The 20,768-nt window shown below is 34.1% G+C and carries 16 protein-coding genes and 1 pseudogene; 15 read left to right on the forward strand and 2 right to left on the reverse strand.

Going from position 1 to position 20,768, the window contains the following annotated elements; all coding sequences use genetic code 11:
• Window positions 1-146 precede the first annotated feature (146 nt).
• A complete protein-coding gene (locus KHA96_RS12210) occupies window positions 147-1,109 on the forward strand; it encodes a D-2-hydroxyacid dehydrogenase (RefSeq protein ID WP_213129552.1) in 963 nt (320 codons plus the stop codon).
• 185 nt (window positions 1,110-1,294) lie between these two features.
• On the opposite strand, the gene KHA96_RS12215 is transcribed toward KHA96_RS12210, so the two are convergent.
• A complete protein-coding gene (locus KHA96_RS12215) occupies window positions 1,295-2,545 on the reverse strand; it encodes an ROK family transcriptional regulator (protein ID WP_213129553.1) in 1,251 nt (416 codons plus the stop codon).
• A gap of 411 nt (window positions 2,546-2,956) precedes the next feature.
• Between KHA96_RS12215 and KHA96_RS12220 the strand changes: the two genes are divergently transcribed.
• The 11 genes and pseudogenes from KHA96_RS12220 to KHA96_RS23525 form a co-directional block, all read left to right on the forward strand.
• Window positions 2,957-4,210 carry an ABC transporter substrate-binding protein gene (locus KHA96_RS12220; protein WP_213129554.1) on the forward strand — a complete coding sequence of 418 codons (1,254 nt, stop codon included), beginning with the start codon at window positions 2,957-2,959 and terminating at the stop codon, window positions 4,208-4,210.
• 212 nt (window positions 4,211-4,422) lie between these two features.
• Window positions 4,423-5,319, forward strand: a complete 897-nt coding sequence (locus tag KHA96_RS12225) for a carbohydrate ABC transporter permease (protein ID WP_213129555.1) — start codon at window positions 4,423-4,425, stop codon at window positions 5,317-5,319.
• 15 nt (window positions 5,320-5,334) lie between these two features.
• Window positions 5,335-6,156: a carbohydrate ABC transporter permease gene (locus tag KHA96_RS12230; protein WP_481748230.1), complete on the forward strand. Its 822-nt coding sequence runs from the start codon at window positions 5,335-5,337 to the stop codon at window positions 6,154-6,156.
• A gap of 33 nt (window positions 6,157-6,189) precedes the next feature.
• A complete protein-coding gene (locus KHA96_RS12235; protein ID WP_213129556.1) occupies window positions 6,190-8,280 on the forward strand; it encodes an alpha-galactosidase in 2,091 nt (696 codons plus the stop codon).
• Between the two features lie 248 nt (window positions 8,281-8,528).
• Complete coding sequence (locus tag KHA96_RS12240; protein ID WP_213129557.1) at window positions 8,529-9,311, forward strand: SDR family NAD(P)-dependent oxidoreductase; 783 nt, start codon at window positions 8,529-8,531, stop codon at window positions 9,309-9,311.
• Between the two features lie 187 nt (window positions 9,312-9,498).
• A complete protein-coding gene (locus tag KHA96_RS12245) occupies window positions 9,499-10,134 on the forward strand; it encodes a bifunctional 4-hydroxy-2-oxoglutarate aldolase/2-dehydro-3-deoxy-phosphogluconate aldolase (protein ID WP_213129558.1) in 636 nt (211 codons plus the stop codon).
• A gap of 47 nt (window positions 10,135-10,181) precedes the next feature.
• Window positions 10,182-11,330 (forward strand): galactonate dehydratase, encoded by a 1,149-nt coding sequence (gene dgoD, locus KHA96_RS12250; protein ID WP_213129559.1) that lies wholly within the window; start codon window positions 10,182-10,184, stop codon window positions 11,328-11,330.
• Window positions 11,331-11,540: 210 nt separating this feature from the next.
• The gene (locus KHA96_RS12255; RefSeq protein WP_213129560.1) at window positions 11,541-12,335 is read left to right on the forward strand and encodes a carbohydrate-binding family 9-like protein; all 795 of its coding nucleotides are present in this window, start codon (window positions 11,541-11,543) and stop codon (window positions 12,333-12,335) included.
• Window positions 12,336-12,412: 77 nt separating this feature from the next.
• Window positions 12,413-13,369: a sugar kinase gene (locus tag KHA96_RS12260; RefSeq protein WP_213129561.1), complete on the forward strand. Its 957-nt coding sequence runs from the start codon at window positions 12,413-12,415 to the stop codon at window positions 13,367-13,369.
• A 141-nt stretch (window positions 13,370-13,510) separates the two neighbouring features.
• Window positions 13,511-14,278: a glucosamine-6-phosphate deaminase gene (locus KHA96_RS12265; RefSeq protein ID WP_213129562.1), complete on the forward strand. Its 768-nt coding sequence runs from the start codon at window positions 13,511-13,513 to the stop codon at window positions 14,276-14,278.
• Window positions 14,279-14,481: 203 nt separating this feature from the next.
• A pseudogene (locus tag KHA96_RS23525) lies at window positions 14,482-14,646 on the forward strand (GH32 C-terminal domain-containing protein); the annotation flags it as partial.
• A 248-nt stretch (window positions 14,647-14,894) separates the two neighbouring features.
• Here the strand turns inward: KHA96_RS23525 and KHA96_RS12275 are convergent.
• A complete protein-coding gene (locus KHA96_RS12275) occupies window positions 14,895-15,359 on the reverse strand; it encodes an Lrp/AsnC family transcriptional regulator (RefSeq protein ID WP_213129563.1) in 465 nt (154 codons plus the stop codon).
• Between the two features lie 405 nt (window positions 15,360-15,764).
• Here KHA96_RS12275 and KHA96_RS12280 point away from each other — a divergent pair, with 405 nt between their 5' ends.
• The 3 genes from KHA96_RS12280 to KHA96_RS12290 all read left to right on the forward strand — a co-directional run bounded on the left by KHA96_RS12280 (window position 15,765) and on the right by KHA96_RS12290 (window position 20,616).
• Window positions 15,765-16,871 (forward strand): YkvI family membrane protein, encoded by a 1,107-nt coding sequence (locus KHA96_RS12280; protein WP_213129564.1) that lies wholly within the window; start codon window positions 15,765-15,767, stop codon window positions 16,869-16,871.
• A 9-nt stretch (window positions 16,872-16,880) separates the two neighbouring features.
• Entirely contained in the window at window positions 16,881-17,855 is a 975-nt protein-coding gene (gene speB, locus KHA96_RS12285; protein ID WP_213129565.1) for an agmatinase, read from the forward strand.
• Window positions 17,856-18,267: 412 nt separating this feature from the next.
• Window positions 18,268-20,616: an AraC family transcriptional regulator gene (locus KHA96_RS12290; RefSeq protein ID WP_213129566.1), complete on the forward strand. Its 2,349-nt coding sequence runs from the start codon at window positions 18,268-18,270 to the stop codon at window positions 20,614-20,616.
• The last annotated feature ends 152 nt before the right edge of the window (window positions 20,617-20,768 follow it).

Below are 20,768 nucleotides of genomic sequence, written 5' to 3' on the forward strand. Positions count from 1 at the left end.
TGAATTAAATAGATAGTTATTATCAGGTCATGGGCGCTTCAGAAAGTCATACTAAATTGGTAACAGTTATAATAAAGTTTCTCTCATCCAGCCATATTGTATAATATAAAAAGAGGATTAGAATACATAAGAGCGGAGGAGATATTATGCTAAATATTGTTGTACTAGATGGTTATACATTAAATCCAGGTGATTTAGATTGGGCAAGTCTAGAAGGATTGGGGAATGTAACAGTCTATGATCGAACGAATACAGATGAGATTATTTCGAGAGCGGCCGATGCTCAGGTTGTGTTGACGAATAAAACGCCAATGTCGAGAGAGACCATATCTGCATTACCAAATTTGAAATATATTGGTGTGCTTGCGACTGGCTATAATATTATTGATACGGAGGCTGCGAAGGAACGAGGAATTATTGTTACGAATGTGCCGACCTATAGTACGCAATCAGTCGCTCAATTAGTATTTGCGTTGCTTTTGGAACTATGCCACCGTGTACAGCGGCATAGTGATGCTGTATACGAAGGGGAATGGACAAACAGTATTGATTTTTCCTTTACAAAGTCACCGCTGATCGAGTTAGCTGACAAAACAATTGGTTTAATTGGATTAGGAAGAATTGGCAGACAGACAGCACAGATTGCCCAAGCATTCGGAATGCGTGTAATAGCAGTTGGAAGCGGACGTCGAACTCCTCCTGAAGTGGACGGGGTAGAATGGGTGGAGCTTGAGGAATTAATGGAAAAGTCTCATGTCGTTAGTCTTCATTGTCCATTGACACCGGCTACGGAAAAATTGATCAACGCTGAAAAGATATCTTTAATGAAGAAATCCGCATTTCTAATTAATACATCGAGGGGACCTTTAATTGATGAGCAAGCTTTAGCGGATGCATTAAATGAAGGGCGCATTGCCGGGGCGGCGCTAGACGTTCTTTCTACCGAACCGCCTGCAGCGGACAATCCACTTTTATCGGCAAGTAATTGTGTCATTACGCCGCATATTGCATGGGCGACAAAAGAAGCTCGCGAACGTTTGATGGAAATTGCAGTAAGTAATGTACAAAGTTTTATTGAGGGAAAGGCTGTAAATATTGTTAATCCATAGGAATTAGGAGAAATCAACCTCCCTGCTATCTTTATAGCTAGGAGGTTTTCTGTTTTAAGTAGAGTCTCACTTTCGGAACTCTTTATTATAAAGATACTGTACTAGTAAGTTACAAGAAAATTTGGCTGTTCTATTAGAAATTTTCCATATAACAAAATAATTAACTTTAATTAATAAGTTACAGATTAATTTTCAATATATTCATTCTGAAGATTGGACAGAGAAAAGTCGCCTTCAAAGAATTCACTAATCCATAAAGAGGCTGCCCCTAGTACATCGGCTTTTCTTCCAAGTAGTGATTCCGTTATTTCTAAAGTAGCTGTGTTTGTTTTTAAAGCATGACACTGCACTGATTCAAGCAATGTGCTCATAACAATATCCCCTCCACGTAAAATACCACCAGTTATAATTACTTTTTCGGGATTGAAAACATTAACAAGCGTCGATATTCCTATTCCTAAATACCGGGAAGCAGTTTCAAGTGAACTAACTGCTAGCTTATCGTTTTGTTTTGCGGCACTATACAAATGTTCTATAGTAATTAAATCGGGGTTTTTTACAATCTCATTAATTTTACTAGGGAATCCTTTCTTAATTTTAATTTTAATATCCTCGATAATTGATAATTCACTTGAAGTTGTCTCCAAACACCCATAATTACCACAAGTGCATAATGAACCATTATCTTGAACAATGGTATGACCAATTTGCCCCGCTCCATAATCACTTCCATGAAATAGCTTCCCATTAATCATAATGCTCGCGCCAATTCCATAGTCAATATTTAAGGTGATAAAAGAATTAATTCCTTCACCTTTTCCAAACCAATATTCGGCAAGGGCTAATGAATTACAATCATTATCCACAATAACAGGTAAATTTAATTTTTCTTCAAGAATCCTTTTTATAGGCACGTTTCTCCAGTTTAAATGAGGTGGATATATGGAGATGCCTTTTATAGGATCAACAATGCCATGCATACCTAGGCCTATCCCATTTACTTCTGAAATTTCGGTATTTGATAATTCAAGAAGTTTATGCACCAGTTTCGCAACATAATCCATTGTGTATTCAGGAGATACCTCGTTGTTAAGTCCCTCTTCTAAAAAAAACAAAGATTCCCCTAATATATTGAATAGACCTAATCTAATTGATTTAGATCTAATAGAAATACCTATTACCTTAAAGGCATTTTTATTAAGTTCATACAATGTAGGGAATCTCCCTCGCTTGATTGGTGATTCGCCAATGTTTGTAATTACATTATATCCTTCAAGCTCATTAATAATATCTGTAACTCCGGGGATGGTTAACCCAGTTATTTTAGCTAATTCTGACTTCGAAGCTGATTGATTTTCTTTCAGTATTTTTAAAATTAATTTTTGATTTAATTGTTTCATTAAATCTTTTCCTATTTTTTGTGTTTTATTTATCATCTTAAAGAACTCCTTACCTCATCCTTTAATAAACTAAGTTTATTATATATTATAGAACTGATATTTACAATTATGATAATAGTTATATTTATTTTATCCATTACTTAATATTACAATGAATGAATTATAAGAGAAAAGTAAAATATTAATTGAATTTATTTTATTTTGAAAAATATATTGACTTTATTAAAGTGAGCTTACTATAATAATGTTAAAGTGAATGCGCTATCATTTTTGCACGCTATTTTATGGTGATCTATTACAAGATTGGGTGGTGATATTAGGTATGGAAATAAACAAATGATTCAAAAAGACTAAAAATAATAACCGTGTCTTGGTGGGATTAATAATCGACTATTACTCTAATGTTAGTAGAAATATTAGAAGTACATATTTTAGGGGGGAAGTTAAGTGCATAAAAGAATATTTGCTAGTTTAGTATCGCTAATAATAATTTTTGGTTTAGTTGGATGCAATACTACTAAAAATGCTTCAGAGGGTAGTGATGATGGTGTTACTAATTTAAAAATGCTTTTCTGGGATACGAATCAAGAAGTGGGACTAAAAGCAATGGCTGATGGATTTATGAAAGAAAATCCTGATTATAAAGTTACTGTAGAAACTATCCCTTGGGATCAATATTGGACTAAACTGCAAGCGGCTACTCAAGGTGGAGATGTGCCAGATATTATTGTTATGCATCCTGATGAAGTGGAGAATTATGCTGAGGGCGGTAAGTTAATGGATTTAACTACCATGTTTAGCAACAGTACTCTTACCAGTTTAGATAAATTTCCGGATTATGTAGTCGAGGATTTCACTGTTGAGGATAAAATTTATGGAGTTCCTAAAGATATCGGGACTATGGCCTTGGTGTATAACAAAAAGTTATTTGATGAAGCCGGAGTGGATTATCCGAATGATAGCTGGACATGGGAAGATATGATGGATGCGGCAGCTAAGATTTCCGATAAATCAAAAGATATTTATGGAATTGCTGCACCGAACAACGGTCAAAACTTTTATTGGAACTTAATATGGCAAAATGGTGGAGACTTTTTTGAAGATGATGGTGTAACTAGTACATTTGATCAACTTGAAAATATAGAGGCTATAGAATATGCTACTTCATTTGTAGAAAAAGGTTTTTCTCCAACTGTAAAAGACTTTGCGAGTTTAAGTGCAGACGAATATTTTCAAGCAGGTAAAATTGGAATGATTTTTGCCGGCTCATGGATGCTAACGCAATATCTTGATACAGAAGGACTTGAATTTGATGTTGCACCATTACCAAAGGGAAAAGAACGCGCGGCAATATGTAGTGGTATGGCATTCTCAGTTTCAGAAAGTACTAAGAATCCTGATGCAGCTTTAAAATTCATTGAGTATTTAGGTTCAGAAGAAGCTCAACTTATTCAATCAAAATCTGGTGTTGCAATCCCGGCGTATGAAGGTACGCAAACACCATGGATTGAAGGTTTTACTAGCATAAATGCTGCGCCATTTGCCGGTGTTGCTGAATATGGACATACTAGTCCAGGACTTACAACGAGTAATGAAGCATCAGCTATTCTGGATAAATATATGCCTGAAATATTTTCATTAAATTTACCTGTAGCAGAAGGAATGAAAAAAATTCGAGAAGAGATTAATGCGCTTAATTAACTTTTTCTGCCTAGGTAACTTATAAAATTAATATTAATTGGTATGTGCATCAACTTATAAGATAAATGGGATTCCTTAGGGTTTTGCATGAAAGGATCCCATTTATCAATATAAGATTATTTTATTCTTATAGAAGTAAAAAATTTTCTAGTATATATGAAATTTAGCGTTTTTATTTTTATATGAATGACAAAAGGAGATTCCAAAACAATATGAGTGGAAAAAGAAACCATAAATATACCACGTGGATATATGGATATCTTTTTATTGCCCCAACTATGTTGGGGGTATTGATATTAAACCTTTGGCCAGTCTTCCAATCTTTTTATTATAGTTTTAATGAAGTAAAGGGCTTTAAATCTCCTAAATTTGTTGGATTGGATAACTATTCTCGGTTAATTCATGACACGGAAATATATAGGGCATTGCTTAATACATTATTGTATTGCGTTTTAACTGTTCCCCTAGGAGTCATAATTTCCCTCGTTGTAGCCGTATTTTTAAATACAAAAATAAAAGGAAAAGGGATTTTTAGGTCAATATATTTCTTGCCTGTAGTATCAGCGCCAGTAGCTGTTGCGTTAGTTTGGAAGTGGCTTTACAATCCGCAATATGGATTGATAAATCAATTATTAAATTCAATGGGGCTATCTGGGCCAGATTGGCTAGGAAGTAACTTTTTGGCCTTGCCATCAATAGCGATAGTAGGAATCTGGAGTATGATTGGGTACAATATGATCATTTTAATCGCTGGTTTACAAAACATACCTAGATCTTTGTATGAAGCAGCGGATATAGATGGTGCCGGCCCAATAGCAAAGTTTTTTAAAATAACTATTCCAATGGTATCACCAACGCTGTTTTTTGTGACTATCATCACCGTTATTAGTTCTTTTCAAGTGTTTGACCACATTTTTATGATGTTAACACCTGCAAGTCCATCTTTTAAATATACAGAGTCAATCGTTTACCTGTTTTATCGATACACTTTTGAGAATTACAATAAAGGCTACGGTTCAACTATTGTTATTTTAATGTTAGTGATTATTTTAATCCTTACAATGATACAAATATTACTTCAAAAAAAATGGGTGCATTATGATAATTAAGGAGGGGAATTAGTCGTGGCTCGAAAAAACACTGGATTATGGGTAGTTTATGTTCTATTAATAATTGGATCTATCATTATGATACTTCCTTTTGTTTGGACACTACTTACCTCTTTTAAAACCCAAGCAGAAGCATTAAAAATCCCTCCACAAATAATGCCTAATTCATGGGGAACTTTTAATTATGAAAAGGTTAATGAGACCTTACCGTTTGTAAAGTTATTTTTAAATACCACTTTAATGGTTACTTTTAGATGTATTGGATCTGTTTTTTTAAGTGCATTAGCTGGGTTTGCATTTGCAAGATTAAAATTCCCCTTAAGAAATTTTTTCTTTATGTTGATTTTAGTGCAAATGATGGTACCGGGACAAATTTTTATACTTCCGCAGTATTTAATTGTAAGTAAACTCGGTTTATTAAATACAATCACTGCATTAGTAATTCCTGGCTTTGTAAGTACATTTGGAACCTTTTTGTTAAGACAATTCTTTTTAAGTATACCTAAGGACTTAGAGGAGGCAGCCATTTTAGATGGTTGTTCTATTTGGAAGTTATTTTGGTTCGTCATGCTGCCACTAACTAGATCGGGCATGGTTTCAGTTGGTATTTTTACAGCACTTTTTGCTTGGAAAGATTTAATGTGGCCTTTGGTAGTGAATATGTCTATTGACAAAATGACACTATCATCCGGATTAGTAACGTTAATGGGGCAATATTCCATTGATTATCCTCAGCTAATGGCGGGCTCACTGATCGCAATAGTACCAATGGTAATCTTATTTTTAATATTTCAAAAGCAGTTCTTGGAAGGGATTGCAACAACAGGGATAAAATAATGTTTCCAAAAGATACTATAGGAGGAAATAACAATGTCAATAAGCGTTTATAAAGAAAAGTTTTTTTTACTTAGTACCGAAAAGACATCTTATGCTCTATACATAAACAATAAACAATTACTTTGCAATCTCTATTGGGGAGAACGTATAGATAGAATAGAAGACTTTGACGATACATTTTTAGAGGAATTTGCTGATTCTGCAAACCCTCAAAAAATTATGGAAGAGTGCTCGTCGTTTGGGGGAATGCGATTTAAAGAAACTTCTATGAAAGTAACCTTTTCTGATGAGGTTCGTGATTTTCGATATGAAGTTAAGGATTATTCTATAGAAAACGATACCTTAACTATTGTCTTAGAAGATGTTCACTATTCATTAAGAATATATATGAAATATAGGGTTTTTGAAGAAGAAAATATTATAGAAAAGTGGAGAGAAGCCGAAAACTTTGGTGAAGAAAAAATAGCGTTAGAGCGCTTTTACTCCGCAGAGTATGGGATAGAAGGTACCGGATTTGAAACTTTAAACTTTAATGGGCACTGGGGAAGTGAATTTCAACAGTATAGTGAGCCTATTGAAAGTGGGAAAAAAGTATATGAAAGTCTATATGGTTTAACAGCTCATAATGCAAGCCCATTTTTTGCAATTCATAAAAATGCCAATGAAAGCCAAGGAGAAGTCTATTACGGAGTATTACAATATTCGGGTAACTTCAAAACAGTAATAGAGCCTGTTTCATATGGGTATGTCAATATATTATCGGGAATATCTGATAGTGATTTTGAATGGATATTAAGACCAGGGGAAGTTTTTAAAGCTCCATCTGTATTTTCCGGATACTCCAATAATGGTTTTACTGATATGACACATACACTTTCTATATTCTCTAGGAAGCATGTTATGCCTTCTCATTGGGCAAACAAACCACTGCCTGTTTTGTATAACTCTTGGTATTCAACATTTTTCGATGTGCATTGTGATGACCAAATAAAATTAGCTGAAAAGGCCTCCGAAATTGGTGTTGAGCTTTTTGTAATTGACGATGGTTGGTTTGAGGGCAGAATCAATGATAAAGCGGGATTGGGAGATTGGTATGTTGATAAAAATAAGTTTCCAGATGGACTTACACCTCTAATAAAAAGAGTAAATGAATTAGGCATGGATTTTGGGATTTGGATTGAACCAGAGATGGTTAATGCAAATAGTAATTTATACAAGTCTCATCCAGACTGGATTTATAGATACAATTCTAGAGAAGTCTTAATGGGTAGAAATCAATATATGCTTGATTTAACTAATCCTGAAGTTATTGAATATCTAATTAAAAGTTTTGATGAATTATTATCCGAAAATAAAATTGCCTATATTAAATGGGACATGAATCGCTATGCTTCGGAAATTGGATCAAATTTTCAAGATCCAAAAGAGTTTAAGTCAATATGGTATAAAAATACGCAAGGATTTTATGAGGTTATTAAAGCATTAAGAGAATTGCATCCAACAGTCGAATTCGAGGCTTGTGCTTCTGGTGGAGGAAGAGTTGATTTTGGTTCTATGGCGTATTTCGATGAGTATTGGCCTAGTGATAACACTGATCCATTAGATCGTTTATATATGCAAGAAGCCTATAGCCTTGTTTACCCTATAAAGTATATGCGAGCTTGGTATACACATGATTTTGGAATGAATAATCGTTCCATCCCATTGCAGTTTAGTATGTATTCTGCAATGTGTGGCTCATTAGGAATTGGAACCAATTTATATAATACGGATGCAGAGGAACTTCAACTTATTAAAAGATATATTGAAGAATATAAGTATATTAGAAATATTGTTCAATTTGGTGATTTATACCGATTAAAATCATTTAGACATGATGAAGTTCATGTAGTCCAATACGCAACTGAAAATAGTAGTGCTTTATTTATCTTTTTAGACCACGCTAGAAATGGGAAGAAGTATTATCGAATAAAGTTAAAAGGGTTAGATTCTTTATCCAATTATCATTTTGAAATAAATGGAACAAAATATATTAAGTCGGGTTCCTTTTTAATGAATAAAGGAATAAACATTCATTTAAAAGGTGATTACGATAGCAAATTGATTCATTTAAATAAAATGTAATTATCGTACATTAATTTTAGTGAAATGTAATTTATGCTCAATCAAAATATTTTCAGATTTTGAATTAACCCTGGTAGCTTTTAAAAGAAGGAGGGCAAGTTAGCCCTCCCTTCCTGTTATCTTTGAATGACTATTAAAAATGATGTTGATGATATTTTTTTAGTGCTAACCGCCTATAGTTAATTGATATAAGGGCTGGTTTACATTTTAGAGAACAAAAGCAAATGTAGAAGGTGGAGGGATACTTTTTGGACCATCAAAAGGTTAAAGTAACGATTGTGACTGGGGCCGGTAGAGGAATCGGAAAAGGTATTGCGGAGTGCTTCGTCAAAGAAGGTTCAATCGTTATAATTGCAACCAGAGAATATGAAGAAGGAAAAATTGTAGAAAACGAATTGAAGAATATGGGAGGTACCGCGGTTTTTATACAAACTGATGTTTCTTCCGAAGAAAGTATAAAAAATATGGTTAACGAAACTATTAATCAATTTGGGAAAATTGATACATTAGTAAATAATGCAGGTATTACACGGTTTATACCAATTGAACATGCCACCTTAGATGATTGGAATGAGCTTATCAACATTGATTTACGAGGACCGTTTTTATGTAGCAAATATGTTCTGCCACATATGAAAAAAAATAATTATGGATCTATCGTTAACATTTCTTCAAATCATGCAATCGCTACCCTCCCAGATTCTGAAATATATGCGGCGGCAAAGGGAGGAGTAAACGCGATGACAAAAAGTATGGCACTTAGTTTAGGTGAATACGGAATTAGAGTTAATTCAATTTGTCCCGGTTTTACAGAGACTCCTCATTATTATCAATGGTTGTCTGATAAAGGGGATAAAGATTTGCATGAAGAAGTATTACAAATTCATGCAACAAAAAGAATTTGTAATCCAATTGATATTGGTAAGCTAGCGGTATATTTATCTTCGGAGGATGCATTCATGATCACGGGTGAAAATATTGTGGTAGATGGAGGAGTTTCTTCTCGCCTATATAATTCAAATAAATTTTGAGAATTAGCCATTCTTACATAGCCGGATTTGCTTTGCACGAATCTAAACAATTTCCATTTGTAAAAATATTCTAAAGGGGCCGTAACTTTTATAAAATGCTGCCTCCCTCAACTGTAAAAGTAATTGAAAATGATAGGTTTTTATTTTTATAAAATAAAAGGTGGATTTTAGAAGAAGGGGGAAGATGATGAGTACATTATCAAGAATCTTGAACCAAAAGTTGATAGCTATTATTAGAAATATACATCCTGAAGACATTTTAAAAGTATGTAAAGCATTGCATGAAGGTGGAATAAGCATCATGGAAATAACTCTGAATTCACCGAATGCACTGAAATCAATTAACGAAGCATCTAATGCATTGGGTGAAGAAATTTTAATTGGTGCTGGCACTGTTTTAGACTCGGAATCCGCACGTGCTGCCATATCAGCAGGGGCAAAATTTATCATTTCCCCAACTGTCAATATTGAAACAATAAAAACTACAAAAAGATATGGAATTACCAGTATTCCAGGTGCATTTACGCCAACTGAAATACTTTTAGCATATGAAAATGGTGCAGATATCATTAAGGTTTTTCCAGCATCCTTAGGACCAAACTACATTAAAGATATACTAGCCCCTCTTTCTCCTATACCTTTATTAGCAACTGGTGGCGTGAATATAAATAATGTTATCGATTATATGTCGGTGGGTGTTGTAGGTTGCGGTATTGGCAGTTCATTGGTAAGTAGTGAGGAAAACATTTCTCCAGAATATTTATCGCAAATAACATACAGGGCACAACAATTTAGCTTGGCGATAAATGAGTTTAGAAATTAGCTATATTTTAGTTTTATAGAGGTTTTGTTTATAGGGAGGGTGTGGATATGAAAATTGTAAAAATGGAATGTTTTGTAGTTCCCCCACGTTGGTTATTTGTAAAAGTAGTAACAGACGCAGGGATTGTTGGATGGGGAGAGCCTATAATTGAAGGAAAAGCTCAAACGGTAAAAGCAGCGGTTTACGAATTGAGTGAATATTTAATGGGAAAAGACCCTATGAGAATTGAGGATCATTGGCAAACTCTCTATCGTTCCGGTTTTTATCGCGGTGGTCCTATTTTAATGAGTGCTATAGCTGGAATTGACCAAGCTTTATGGGATATTAAAGGGAAGTATTATGATGCTCCTGTTTATCAGTTATTAGGTGGAGCATGCCGCGACTCTGTTCGTGTATACTCATGGATTGGAGGAGACAGACCCGGTGAAGTTGCCCGAGAGGCTAGAGAAAAGAAAGAGGCTGGATTTACAGCAATTAAGATGAATGGAACTGAAGAGTTGCAATATATTGATTCTTATAAAAAAATTGACGAAGTTCTTGAACGTGTAGCTGCCGTTCGTGATGTAGTTGGCTCCGATTTTGGAATTGGAATAGATTTTCATGGTCGTGTACATAAGCCGATGGCAAAAATTTTAGCGAAAGAGCTGGAACAATTTAGACCGATGTTTATCGAAGAACCCGTTTTATCTGAAAATAACGAGGCGTTGCGTGAAGTTGCACGTGCTAGCACTATCCCAATAGCAACCGGGGAAAGATTGTATTCCCGATGGGATTTTAAAAAAATTCTCTCGGAGGGATACGTGGATATTATTCAACCAGACCTTTCACATGCTGGTGGTATTACAGAGTGTAAAAAGATTATTTCAATGGCGGAAGCATATGATGTAGCGGTTGCACCCCATTGCCCGCTTGGCCCCATAGCATTAGCAGCGTGTTTACAAGTAGATGCAACATCCCATAATGTTTTTATTCAAGAACAAAGCTTAGGCATTCATTATAATCAAGGAAGTGATTTATTAGATTATTTGGTGGATCCGTCTATTTTTGAATATACAAATGGGTACGTTAATAATTTGGAGGGGCCAGGATTAGGTATTGAAGTAAACGAAGAAACAGTAAAAAGACAAGCTGGCATTGGACATAATTGGAAAAACCCTATATGGAGACATAAGGATGGAACTATAGCAGAATGGTAAATTTATAATGTTTCAACTTAGTAAAGTGCAATGAACTTATTACTTCAATTAATTTTGAGACATTTTATTGTTTTTGTAGTTTCATAAGTTTATTCGTAACAGATATATCTGCTAAATCGAGCTACCATTTATGACTAAGTTTAAAATGTTGAAACATACAAAGAAGAAATTCCTTTATTCCATTTTTGATTAAGGTAAGGAGACTATAAAATGTCATATATAGCTTATCGTACGAAAGAGAAAATTGTAATAGATGGTAAACTAAACGAGAAATCATGGCAGCTTGCACCTAGATCTCCTCGTTTTGTAGATATTATTAATGGAAGTCCAGCGTTATATGGCACTCAGTCTGCAGTGCTTTGGGATGATGAATATTTATATATTGGATTTTGGGTTGAGGAGCCATTAGTTCAAGCAGAAATTACAGAGAGGGATGGCCTAATATTTAACGAAAATAATGTGGAAGTTTTTATTGATGGTGGAGATACATATTATGAATTTCAAATTAATGCATTAAACACCATCTATGAAGTTTTTTTTATATGGAGAGATGTTTTTGAAAGAGGAGGTAAATATGACATTCCTGAATTCGATATTTTTGGGAAAAGTGCTTATACATTTGGAGGGAATCATGATAGAGTTCCAATACATTTTTGGGAAGGCACACATCCGCGTGGGCTAAGGTGGGCATTTAGAAATTGGGATTTTCCTGGACTTAGAGCGGAGGTTCATGTTGATGGCAAAATAAATGATGAAAACTCTATTGATAAAGGCTGGACAGCTGAGCTCGCATTTCCGTGGTCAGGGATGAAATGGTTAGCTAATGGTCGGTCATTACCGCCTAGTGAAGGAGATTTATGGAAATTGCAATTTGCTAGATATGAAAAATTAATATCCTTAAATAAAAATATTGGATATGCATGGAAGCCTATTGGGTCGGATGACAACCACAGACCTGAAAAGTTTACAGCGATACAATTTTCAAACAAAATTGTCGGGGAATAATAGAATTATTGATAAAAATATTATGGACCATACATAGAAATTAATCATAGGATCTTTTAGAAGGAGGTATCCTTTGTATGACCACTCAAAGTCCCGATGTTATTACTTTTGGTGAAACTATGGTTCTATTGACGCCGGATCATCTTAATAGAATTGAAAATAGCGATAGATTTATAAAGTCACATGGAGGAGCAGAAAGTAATTTTGCTATTGGGATCGCCAGACTTGGACATAGTGTAGGTTGGTTTGGTTCACTTGGAGATGATCCATTCGGCAGATACATATTTAAATCAATTCGTGGCGAGGGAGTAGATGTAACAAGAGTGGAATTTACAAATCAAGCTCCCACCGGTTTCATGCTCAGAGAAAGAGTAGCTGGACAAACCTCCGTTTACTATTACAGACATAATTCAGCTGCTAGTAAAATTGTTCCTGAAAACATTGACGAAGATTATATTAAACAGGCTTCAATCCTGCATATTACTGGTATTACTTGTGCTATTAGTGAGACAGCAAAGAATACCGTTTTCGAAGCTGTTAATATTGCTAAAAGGAACGGTGTGAAAGTTAGTTTTGATCCAAATATAAGATTAAAATTGTGGAGCTTAGAAGAGGCGAGATCCGTAATATTACCATTGGCGGAAGAAGTTGATTATTTCCTTCCGGGAATGGACGAATTAATGCTGTTATATGAAACAAATAATCCCGAAAAGATATTTGCGAGATTAACAAAATTGAATGCGGTTTCTATCGTGAAAGGAGGAAAAAAAGAAGCTTTTTTAATTGAAAATGGTAAGATTGCCTCCTTTCCTTATGTAAGAGTTGATCATATTGTTGATCCGATAGGAGCTGGTGATGGGTTTTGCGCTGGTTTTATCAGTGGTTTATTAAAAGGGTTTGATCATACTGACTCCGTTCGATATGCGAACTTAGTTGGTTCACTTATCATTCAGGCCGAGGGTGATTGGGAAGGCATACCAAATTGGCAGCAATTACAAGCAATCATAAATAAAGAAAGTTTTATAGAAAGATAGTGCTACATAACGATATTTTCCTAAGGTAGAACAAAAGGGAACACCTTGAAAAAGGAAGTGGAAAAAAGTATATCATTAATATATCAACATCTAGAAGGAGGGAAGATTCATTAAAGCAGTTTTGATTTAATGAAAAAACTAATGAAAACAATATTTGTAAAAGATTACGATGAAATGTCTAAACATGCCTATGAATTAATTAAAGAAGTGATTGAAACAAAAGAGGAACCAGTAATATCGATGACAACGGGTGGTTCACCTAGAGGCTTGTTTAAATTATTTGTAGAAGATATTAATAGTGGATTAGATATTAGTAATACGACAATTATGAACTTAGATGAGTATATGGGTCCAAAAGATTCTGTTTACACAGTTAGGACGTTTATGTATAAAAATCTATATAACATTATTGATTCTAAGCCAAAAAATATATACTTAATCGATGGGGAAGCACAGGAACCAGAAAAAGAAATTGCCAGATATAAAGCAATTCTTGACCAATATCCTAGGGATGTGCAATTACTCGGTTTAGGTACAAATGGTCATATAGGTGCCAATGAGCCAGGAACTTCTTTCGACTCAACGATGTTTTTAGCGATGCATGATGAATCTACGATTCAAAGTACTATGAGGGAATATGGAATCGGAAGAGAGGATGCTCCTACAGAAATGTTAACTCTCGGATTTTCTGAGATTTTAGAAGCGGAAAAAGTAATACTAATCGTATCTGGAAAGCATAAGGCGGAGGCAGCAAAAGCCTTATTAGAAGGTGAAATAACTCCTGAATGTCCTGCAACGGCATTAAGAAATAAAGAAAATGCGATTGTCATTATTGATGAAGAAGCAGCATCACTATTGGAAAAGAGCTCTAACCGATACAAAAGTGAATTTTTTAAATCTTACTTTTAATACATAACAGGCAAATATTAAATTTGTGTAAATCCGTATTGTTAAAATTGGGTATAGTTTGCACCATCCTAAATAGTCAAAGCAAATAGGGAAGTATTTGTAGATCGCACTCACTCAGGAGATACAAGCTTCCATCAAGATCTCGCCGGTAAACATAGCGTCATCTTGCAGCCAAACGATAATAAAATTAGTTTCATGTATATGTTGATTGGTCATCTGTTGAAGTCTTTGTAAATGACGGAGAGAAAGTAATCACGGACTTAATTTTTCCAAAAGAAGATGGCGGGGAGATTGTCCAATTTTCCAACGGAGCGAGAGTAACGTTGAGTTCATATGAGTTTTTTGAATTGGAATCTGTGTGGAGTTGAGAATTGTTTAAAATGAAATTGTTTGAGTGCCTGGCACTCAAACAATTATCTAACCGAAAGTAAGCTATCATCTTCAATTTTGGAGAGGAATCTACAGCGAAATAATGATGAAGCTTTAAAATAGAATAACGTAAATACCACATGACCCCAGGGAGAATAATTTCTGAGGTCATGTTCCTTTTTGAAAACACAAAAGCCCTGAAGTTTGTACTTCGTTGAACAGGCGCTAGCGCTTTTGTTCATTTTATTCAGAATTTATTAGGCGTGGCTTCGGATTCAGACACTGGTAAAATTACACGTCTGTTAACTGGAGAGCCCAACAAAATGGAAGTTCTAGTACTTCCGAATGGGATCAGTTTTTCGATTAAGTGTGTTAGTTCTTCAGTTCCGTTTAATGCTGCTTTAATATAATAATGAACGTGGCCAGTGGCTTTATGGCATTCGAGCACATCTGGTTCATCAGAAATCATCTTTTCAAATTCATCTAGAGATACTTGTAGACTACTTAATTCGATCATGACCAATAACTTTCTTCCAACTGCCTCGGGAGGAACATGAGCATAGAAACCGCCAATAATTCCTTTTTCTTGAAGTCGCTTTAGGCGTTCTGCAACACTGGGGCGGCTAAGGGCTAATTTCTTGGATAACTCACTTATTGTCATTCGTCCATCCAACTGGAGCAATTTAATCATATTCAAATCTATTTGATCCATTCTTCCGCTCCCTTCAAAATGTAAACCGTAAATTAAATTTTCCTTCAAAATAAAGTTTAATCTCTTTAAAGACCTTCATTATAGTATGTAAATCATCCTATTATTATACTATTATATAAGATAAATACAAATAGTACGAAAAGATAGAAAATAAGAGTAAATAGTTACCTTAAGAAAGAGAATACGAAGACAATATATGAATATACCTCCGGTGAAAATTCAGGCTAGATTATTACAAAAGAAATATAGAAGGATTGAATTTTTTTAATCTATTATAAGGGAGCTGGTGATGGGATTATTGTACGGGGGAAGATCATTGTTTGAAAAAGCATTAGTTTAAGAAAAATTTCAGGTAGAACTTATTTAATATCACTTATATTTAAGGGAACTAGAAAAGAGGTTAACATGAATAATACTTTTAAAATTATCGTTATAGCAGGAGCGTTTGTGTCATTTATTCTAGGTGCTGGAACAGCAACAGGACAAGAAATTTTGCAGTTTTTTGTATCTTTTGGTTACTTTGGGATTGCAGCTATAATTATTGCAGCCATTTTACATATGTGGTTTGGAGCTTATGCAATGGATGTGGGGATCCGCTTAAAGGTTGATGATTCAAAGGATGTATTTATTTATTTTTGCGGTAAATATCTTGGCATCTTCTTATACTGGTTCGCACAATTATTTATACTAGTTGTATTTGTAGTTATGATTTCGGGTGCAGGGGCAACTGTTTCAGAACATTTCGGCTCAGGAATTGTTACTGGTAGAGCAATAATGGCCATTTTAGTATTAATCACGGTTTTATTACGACTAGATACGATCGTAAAGATTTTAGGGATTGCAGGACCAATTATTATTATATTTGCGGTAATTGTCGGAGCAGGAAATTATGATTCTTCTGGATTTTCTCAAGCAGGAGAAATAATAAAGGAACTTAGTCTATTGAAAGCGACTGATTACTGGTGGCAATCAGGTTTTGTTTATTCGTCATTTGTTTTACTAGTAGCTTTACCATTCCTCGTAAACTTAGGGAAAAATGAACTAAATAGAAAGAATGTTATCATTGGCGGAGCCTTAGGTGGTTTAATCATGTTAATTGGAGTTTTTGCTATCTATATTGGAATTCTTTCAAACATAGAACAGCTTCACACGAAAGATATTCCAACCTTATTTTTAGCAAATCAATTAAGTCCAGTATTAGCATCAATATTTTCGATTATATTGCTGATCGCTATTTATACAACAGCGGTTGGAATGCTTTGGACTGTTTCTATACAGTTCTCAAAAGGTAATATATTGAAATATCGAATCATCGCAGTTTCATTGACAATTCTCGGGTTCATAGGTGGGTTATTGCCATTTGCGAAAATAATAGATCTTGTGTATCCAATAGTCGGTTATATTGGTTTACTGTTGATGGTTGGAATGCTTTATCGTCAATTTATAAATAAAGGAAAAATTGAAAGTGCATCGTCCAATCTATTCAAATTAAATAAAACTTTAAGTAAATGAGGAGATAATATGAGTAAATATGGGAAACTACCAGATTATAAGAGAGTAAAATTGGATATGCCTTTTACAGGAATTACGTCATTTAGAAAATATCCGATTTGTACTAATTTAGATGAATTAGATGCGGATATTGCCATAATCGGTGTTCCAAATGATATGACAACTGCATATCGCTCCGGGGCACGTATGGGACCTAGGTCGATACGTGAGCAATCTTCATTGTATGCATTTGGCTCAGGGTATGATCATGAAAGGGATATTGTTTATGATAATGAAGGTTGGAAAATTGTTGACTGTGGAGATGTTTCCATTATTAATGGAGACGTGGAGCAAAGTCATGAAAATACTGAAGAAGCAATTAGGAAAATCATTTCCAGAGGAGCTATTCCTATCGTTCTAGGTGGGGATCATTCTATCACGAGTCCAGTGGCTTTTGCATTGGAAAGTGAGGAAAAAGTGAATGTTGTCCAAATAGATGCTCACCTAGACTGGTTAAAGGATGTATCAGGTGGAAGGTTTACGTTAAGTAATCCTATGAGAAGAATGTCTGAGATGGATCATATTAATAAAATGGCACAGCTTGGAATCAGGGGAGTCGGCAGCAGTCAAAAAGATGACTTCGATGATGCTTTTGCTTACGGAAGTACTATTTTGTCGCCAAAACAAATTAGAAAAATGGGTATTGAAGAAGCATTAAAGGATATGCCAGATGGCGAAAAATATTATGTTACGATTGATATTGATGGACTAGACGCTTCAGTTGCACCTGGAGCCGGCTCACCTTCACCTGGCGGATTTTATTACGATGAAGTAAGTGAAATATTAGAGGTCGTAGCGAAAAAAGGTAAAGTAATCGGTTTTGATTTGGTGGAAGTGAATCCATTATATGATCCTACTGGGGTAACTTCGCAAATTGCTGCTAGACTTATCATTGATTTTATAAACTTTATAATAAGAGAGAAGCAATTAAATCCGGAGAAATAGACTTTGTAGAGGTGAAGGTTTTTACTTTGTGCTGCTTGCTATCCTGCACTAGAATCCTGAAAATAGAGAGTTTTCTCGACTTTTGATTTGTGCGTATAAAGATATAAACATACAATATATAAATTTTTCACGATGCATAAATACTTGGAAAAATAGATCATGAGATCGGGTGCCAAAAGAGCTCCTGATCTTATTTTTTTAGGGTGATCGAACGTACTGTGAATCAAGGTATAGATTTGAATGGAAAATCGGTTTATGATATTTATAGGAATCTGAATACAATTTATTTATTGAATAATCAAAAGGATTAAATTAGATGATTAAATATTTAGTAAACCTATGTTGAAAACTCGAAGCTAAAGAGAATTTATGAGTCTATTATTCTAAAATATCCAAATAAGGGGGAGAAGTTATGATTAGGGGAGCGTTTTCGAGTTTTCGGTTTAGAAGTGTATTTATTAAAATATCCCTTAGTTTATGCGCTTTGGTTATATTACCAATATTAATTGTTGGCTTATTTGGAAATTGGTATAGTCAAAAAATTATTCAAAAAGAAGTTGACCAATCTAGCTTGCAAATGTTAGATCAGACTAGAAGATTGATGGATAACGAATTAAATAATATAGATTCCATAACCGTTCAATTGGCCAATAATGATTCACTAATAGATGCTATTCAAATGCAAAATATAGATACTATGGAACCGCATTTAAATAATATACAGTATTATTTGCGAGATTTATATATATCATCACCTTATATCGATTCTATTTACGTATACTACCAAAATATCGATATGATACAATCGGCCATTACAGGGTTGCATCCAATGTCTGAATTTGAACAGAAAGAAATTATTAATATTTTTGATGGTATGGATAAGAAAAGAAAGTGGGTACTACCGACTACAGTTGAGGGCAGAATGCCTGAAAATTCAACTGTTACTCTAATAAGACCAATTCCCCTGATTGGTAAGGATAATAGTGGAGCTATTATCGTGAATTTAAATAGAAATGTTTTATTCCAAAATCATTCTGCAAGACTGATGAGGGAGGGGGAGCAAATATGGATGCTTCATCCTAACGATAATTTTGGCTTTGATACAAGGGAAGGGAAGTCACTGACCCCCATTGAACTTCGAAATGTTAAAGGGGAGATAAACGGTGATATGAATACCTTTATCAAAAAGTTCCGTGGTGAAAAATACAGTTTTACATCCGTTACTTCGCCCCATACGGGTTGGAAATATATTTATTTAGTTCCTACAAATACTCTATATTCAGGTAGTTATGTAATTAAAGTTTTTATGTTTTTGTTATCGGCTATATCAATCATGTTCTCCATTATCTTGGCTATCATTATTGCGAAAAAAATTTATAACCCGATTCAAGCGTTAATTAATATTATTAATTCTCATAAAAATAAAATAGAAAAGAACATACAAAGTACAGGTGAGGTTCCTTTCATTTTATCTTCATTTGAACAATTATCACTTGATCAGCAATTATTAAAAAACGAATTACAAAATAATTTAAGCGCTTTCCGTGAAAGTTATTTAAAAACACTGTTATATGAGAAATCGGCACGTGATAATGAGAGGTTATTTAAATTAGAAGATTATGGGGTTAAATTCACCACTTTTGGTTACTTTGTAGGTGTTTTAAGAATAGACGATTACGATGATTTCAAAAAAAGAAATAATGATTTAGATATAGAGCTGTATAAAAAATTTATTGAAAAGGTCAGTGAAGAGGTTGCCACAGAAATATTTAATACAGTAACAATCAATATGGACGGCAGTGATATTATTTTGATCTGTAATCTAAAGAAAGTAATATCTACAAATGAGACAAATGAAAATGCATATAAGATGTTTACAACTATTAGTCATCAAATTACACATTATTTAGATCTTTCCATAACTATTGGAATAGGGGAAGTTGTTTCAGGGATAGGGGCAGTATCTACCTCTTTTGAAAAGGCTATACAATCACTAAATTTAACATCATATAAAGGCAATGGTTCAATCGTAGCTTATTGGCAAATAGAGTCAAATAAAAATATTTATAATAATATTTTTGGTAAGGTAGGTAAAGCGGAAGAGGCAATATTGCTTGCTATTAAAAATAAGGATGAAAAACAAATTGAACAAAGTGTCTTTGACTTTTTTTCCTTATTCAAAAGTTCTAAAGAGTATCCTTTTACACTGATTCAGCATGTAGTTCTGTCCTTAGTCAATTCAATAATTGAAAAGCTATCCAATTTAGGATTGCCACTTAATGTGGAGAAGGAAATTTCGGCACTTTATATTAAAGTTATTCATTTTGATTCCATAGATCAATTAGAAAATTGGGCATCAAGCTATATACTTGAATTAAATAGTCTATTAGAGAAAGAATTCACTCACGTTAATCATGATGTTACTGAACATATACTTGGTTATATTCAAGCTAATTTTAATAAGGAAATTTCACTAAACGGAATAGCAGATAAACTTGCATTAGATCCATCTCATATTAGCCGTATATTCAAACAAAAATTTGGTACTAATTTTATGGAATATACTATTACTTTACGATTAGACAAAGCAAAAGAATTATTAACGGCATCTGACGTGACGGTAAAAGAAATAGGACAATTAGTTGGATATACAAATATCCACAGTTTTATCCGTATCTTTAAAAAATATGAGGGAATAACACCCGGGAAATATAGGGAGATAAATAATCGGAAAATGCTCGATGTTAATAAAGTATATTAATAAGAATATTTTATATATAGCCTATGGAGTACCAATTGAAATAAGGACTTGCCCATCCATTTACAAAAACCCCATTTAGGGGTTTTTGTGTTATACGAGGCATTAATGCTACTAAAATATTGATTATGACAGCACTACATACAGGGTTGCAA

Source organism: Bacillus sp. FJAT-49711, from assembly GCF_018343715.1.
Lineage (GTDB): Bacteria > Bacillota > Bacilli > Bacillales > Bacillaceae_C > Lederbergia.

Coding starts and splice junctions, on each gene's coding strand:
- KHA96_RS12245 (WP_213129558.1), top strand. CDS start 9,499: ATGAGTACATTATCAAGAATCTTGAACCAAAAGTTGATAGCTATTATT.
- KHA96_RS12255 (WP_213129560.1), top strand. CDS start 11,541: ATGTCATATATAGCTTATCGTACGAAAGAGAAAATTGTAATAGATGGT.
- KHA96_RS12275 (WP_213129563.1), bottom strand. CDS start 15,359: ATGGATCAAATAGATTTGAATATGATTAAATTGCTCCAGTTGGATGGA.
- KHA96_RS12235 (WP_213129556.1), top strand. CDS start 6,190: ATGTCAATAAGCGTTTATAAAGAAAAGTTTTTTTTACTTAGTACCGAA.
- KHA96_RS12290 (WP_213129566.1), top strand. CDS start 18,268: ATGATTAGGGGAGCGTTTTCGAGTTTTCGGTTTAGAAGTGTATTTATT.
- KHA96_RS12260 (WP_213129561.1), top strand. CDS start 12,413: ATGACCACTCAAAGTCCCGATGTTATTACTTTTGGTGAAACTATGGTT.
- KHA96_RS12225 (WP_213129555.1), top strand. CDS start 4,423: ATGAGTGGAAAAAGAAACCATAAATATACCACGTGGATATATGGATAT.
- KHA96_RS12265 (WP_213129562.1), top strand. CDS start 13,511: ATGAAAACAATATTTGTAAAAGATTACGATGAAATGTCTAAACATGCC.
- KHA96_RS12215 (WP_213129553.1), bottom strand. CDS start 2,545: ATGATAAATAAAACACAAAAAATAGGAAAAGATTTAATGAAACAATTA.
- dgoD (WP_213129559.1), top strand. CDS start 10,182: ATGAAAATTGTAAAAATGGAATGTTTTGTAGTTCCCCCACGTTGGTTA.
- speB (WP_213129565.1), top strand. CDS start 16,881: ATGAGTAAATATGGGAAACTACCAGATTATAAGAGAGTAAAATTGGAT.
- KHA96_RS12280 (WP_213129564.1), top strand. CDS start 15,765: ATGAATAATACTTTTAAAATTATCGTTATAGCAGGAGCGTTTGTGTCA.
- KHA96_RS12210 (WP_213129552.1), top strand. CDS start 147: ATGCTAAATATTGTTGTACTAGATGGTTATACATTAAATCCAGGTGAT.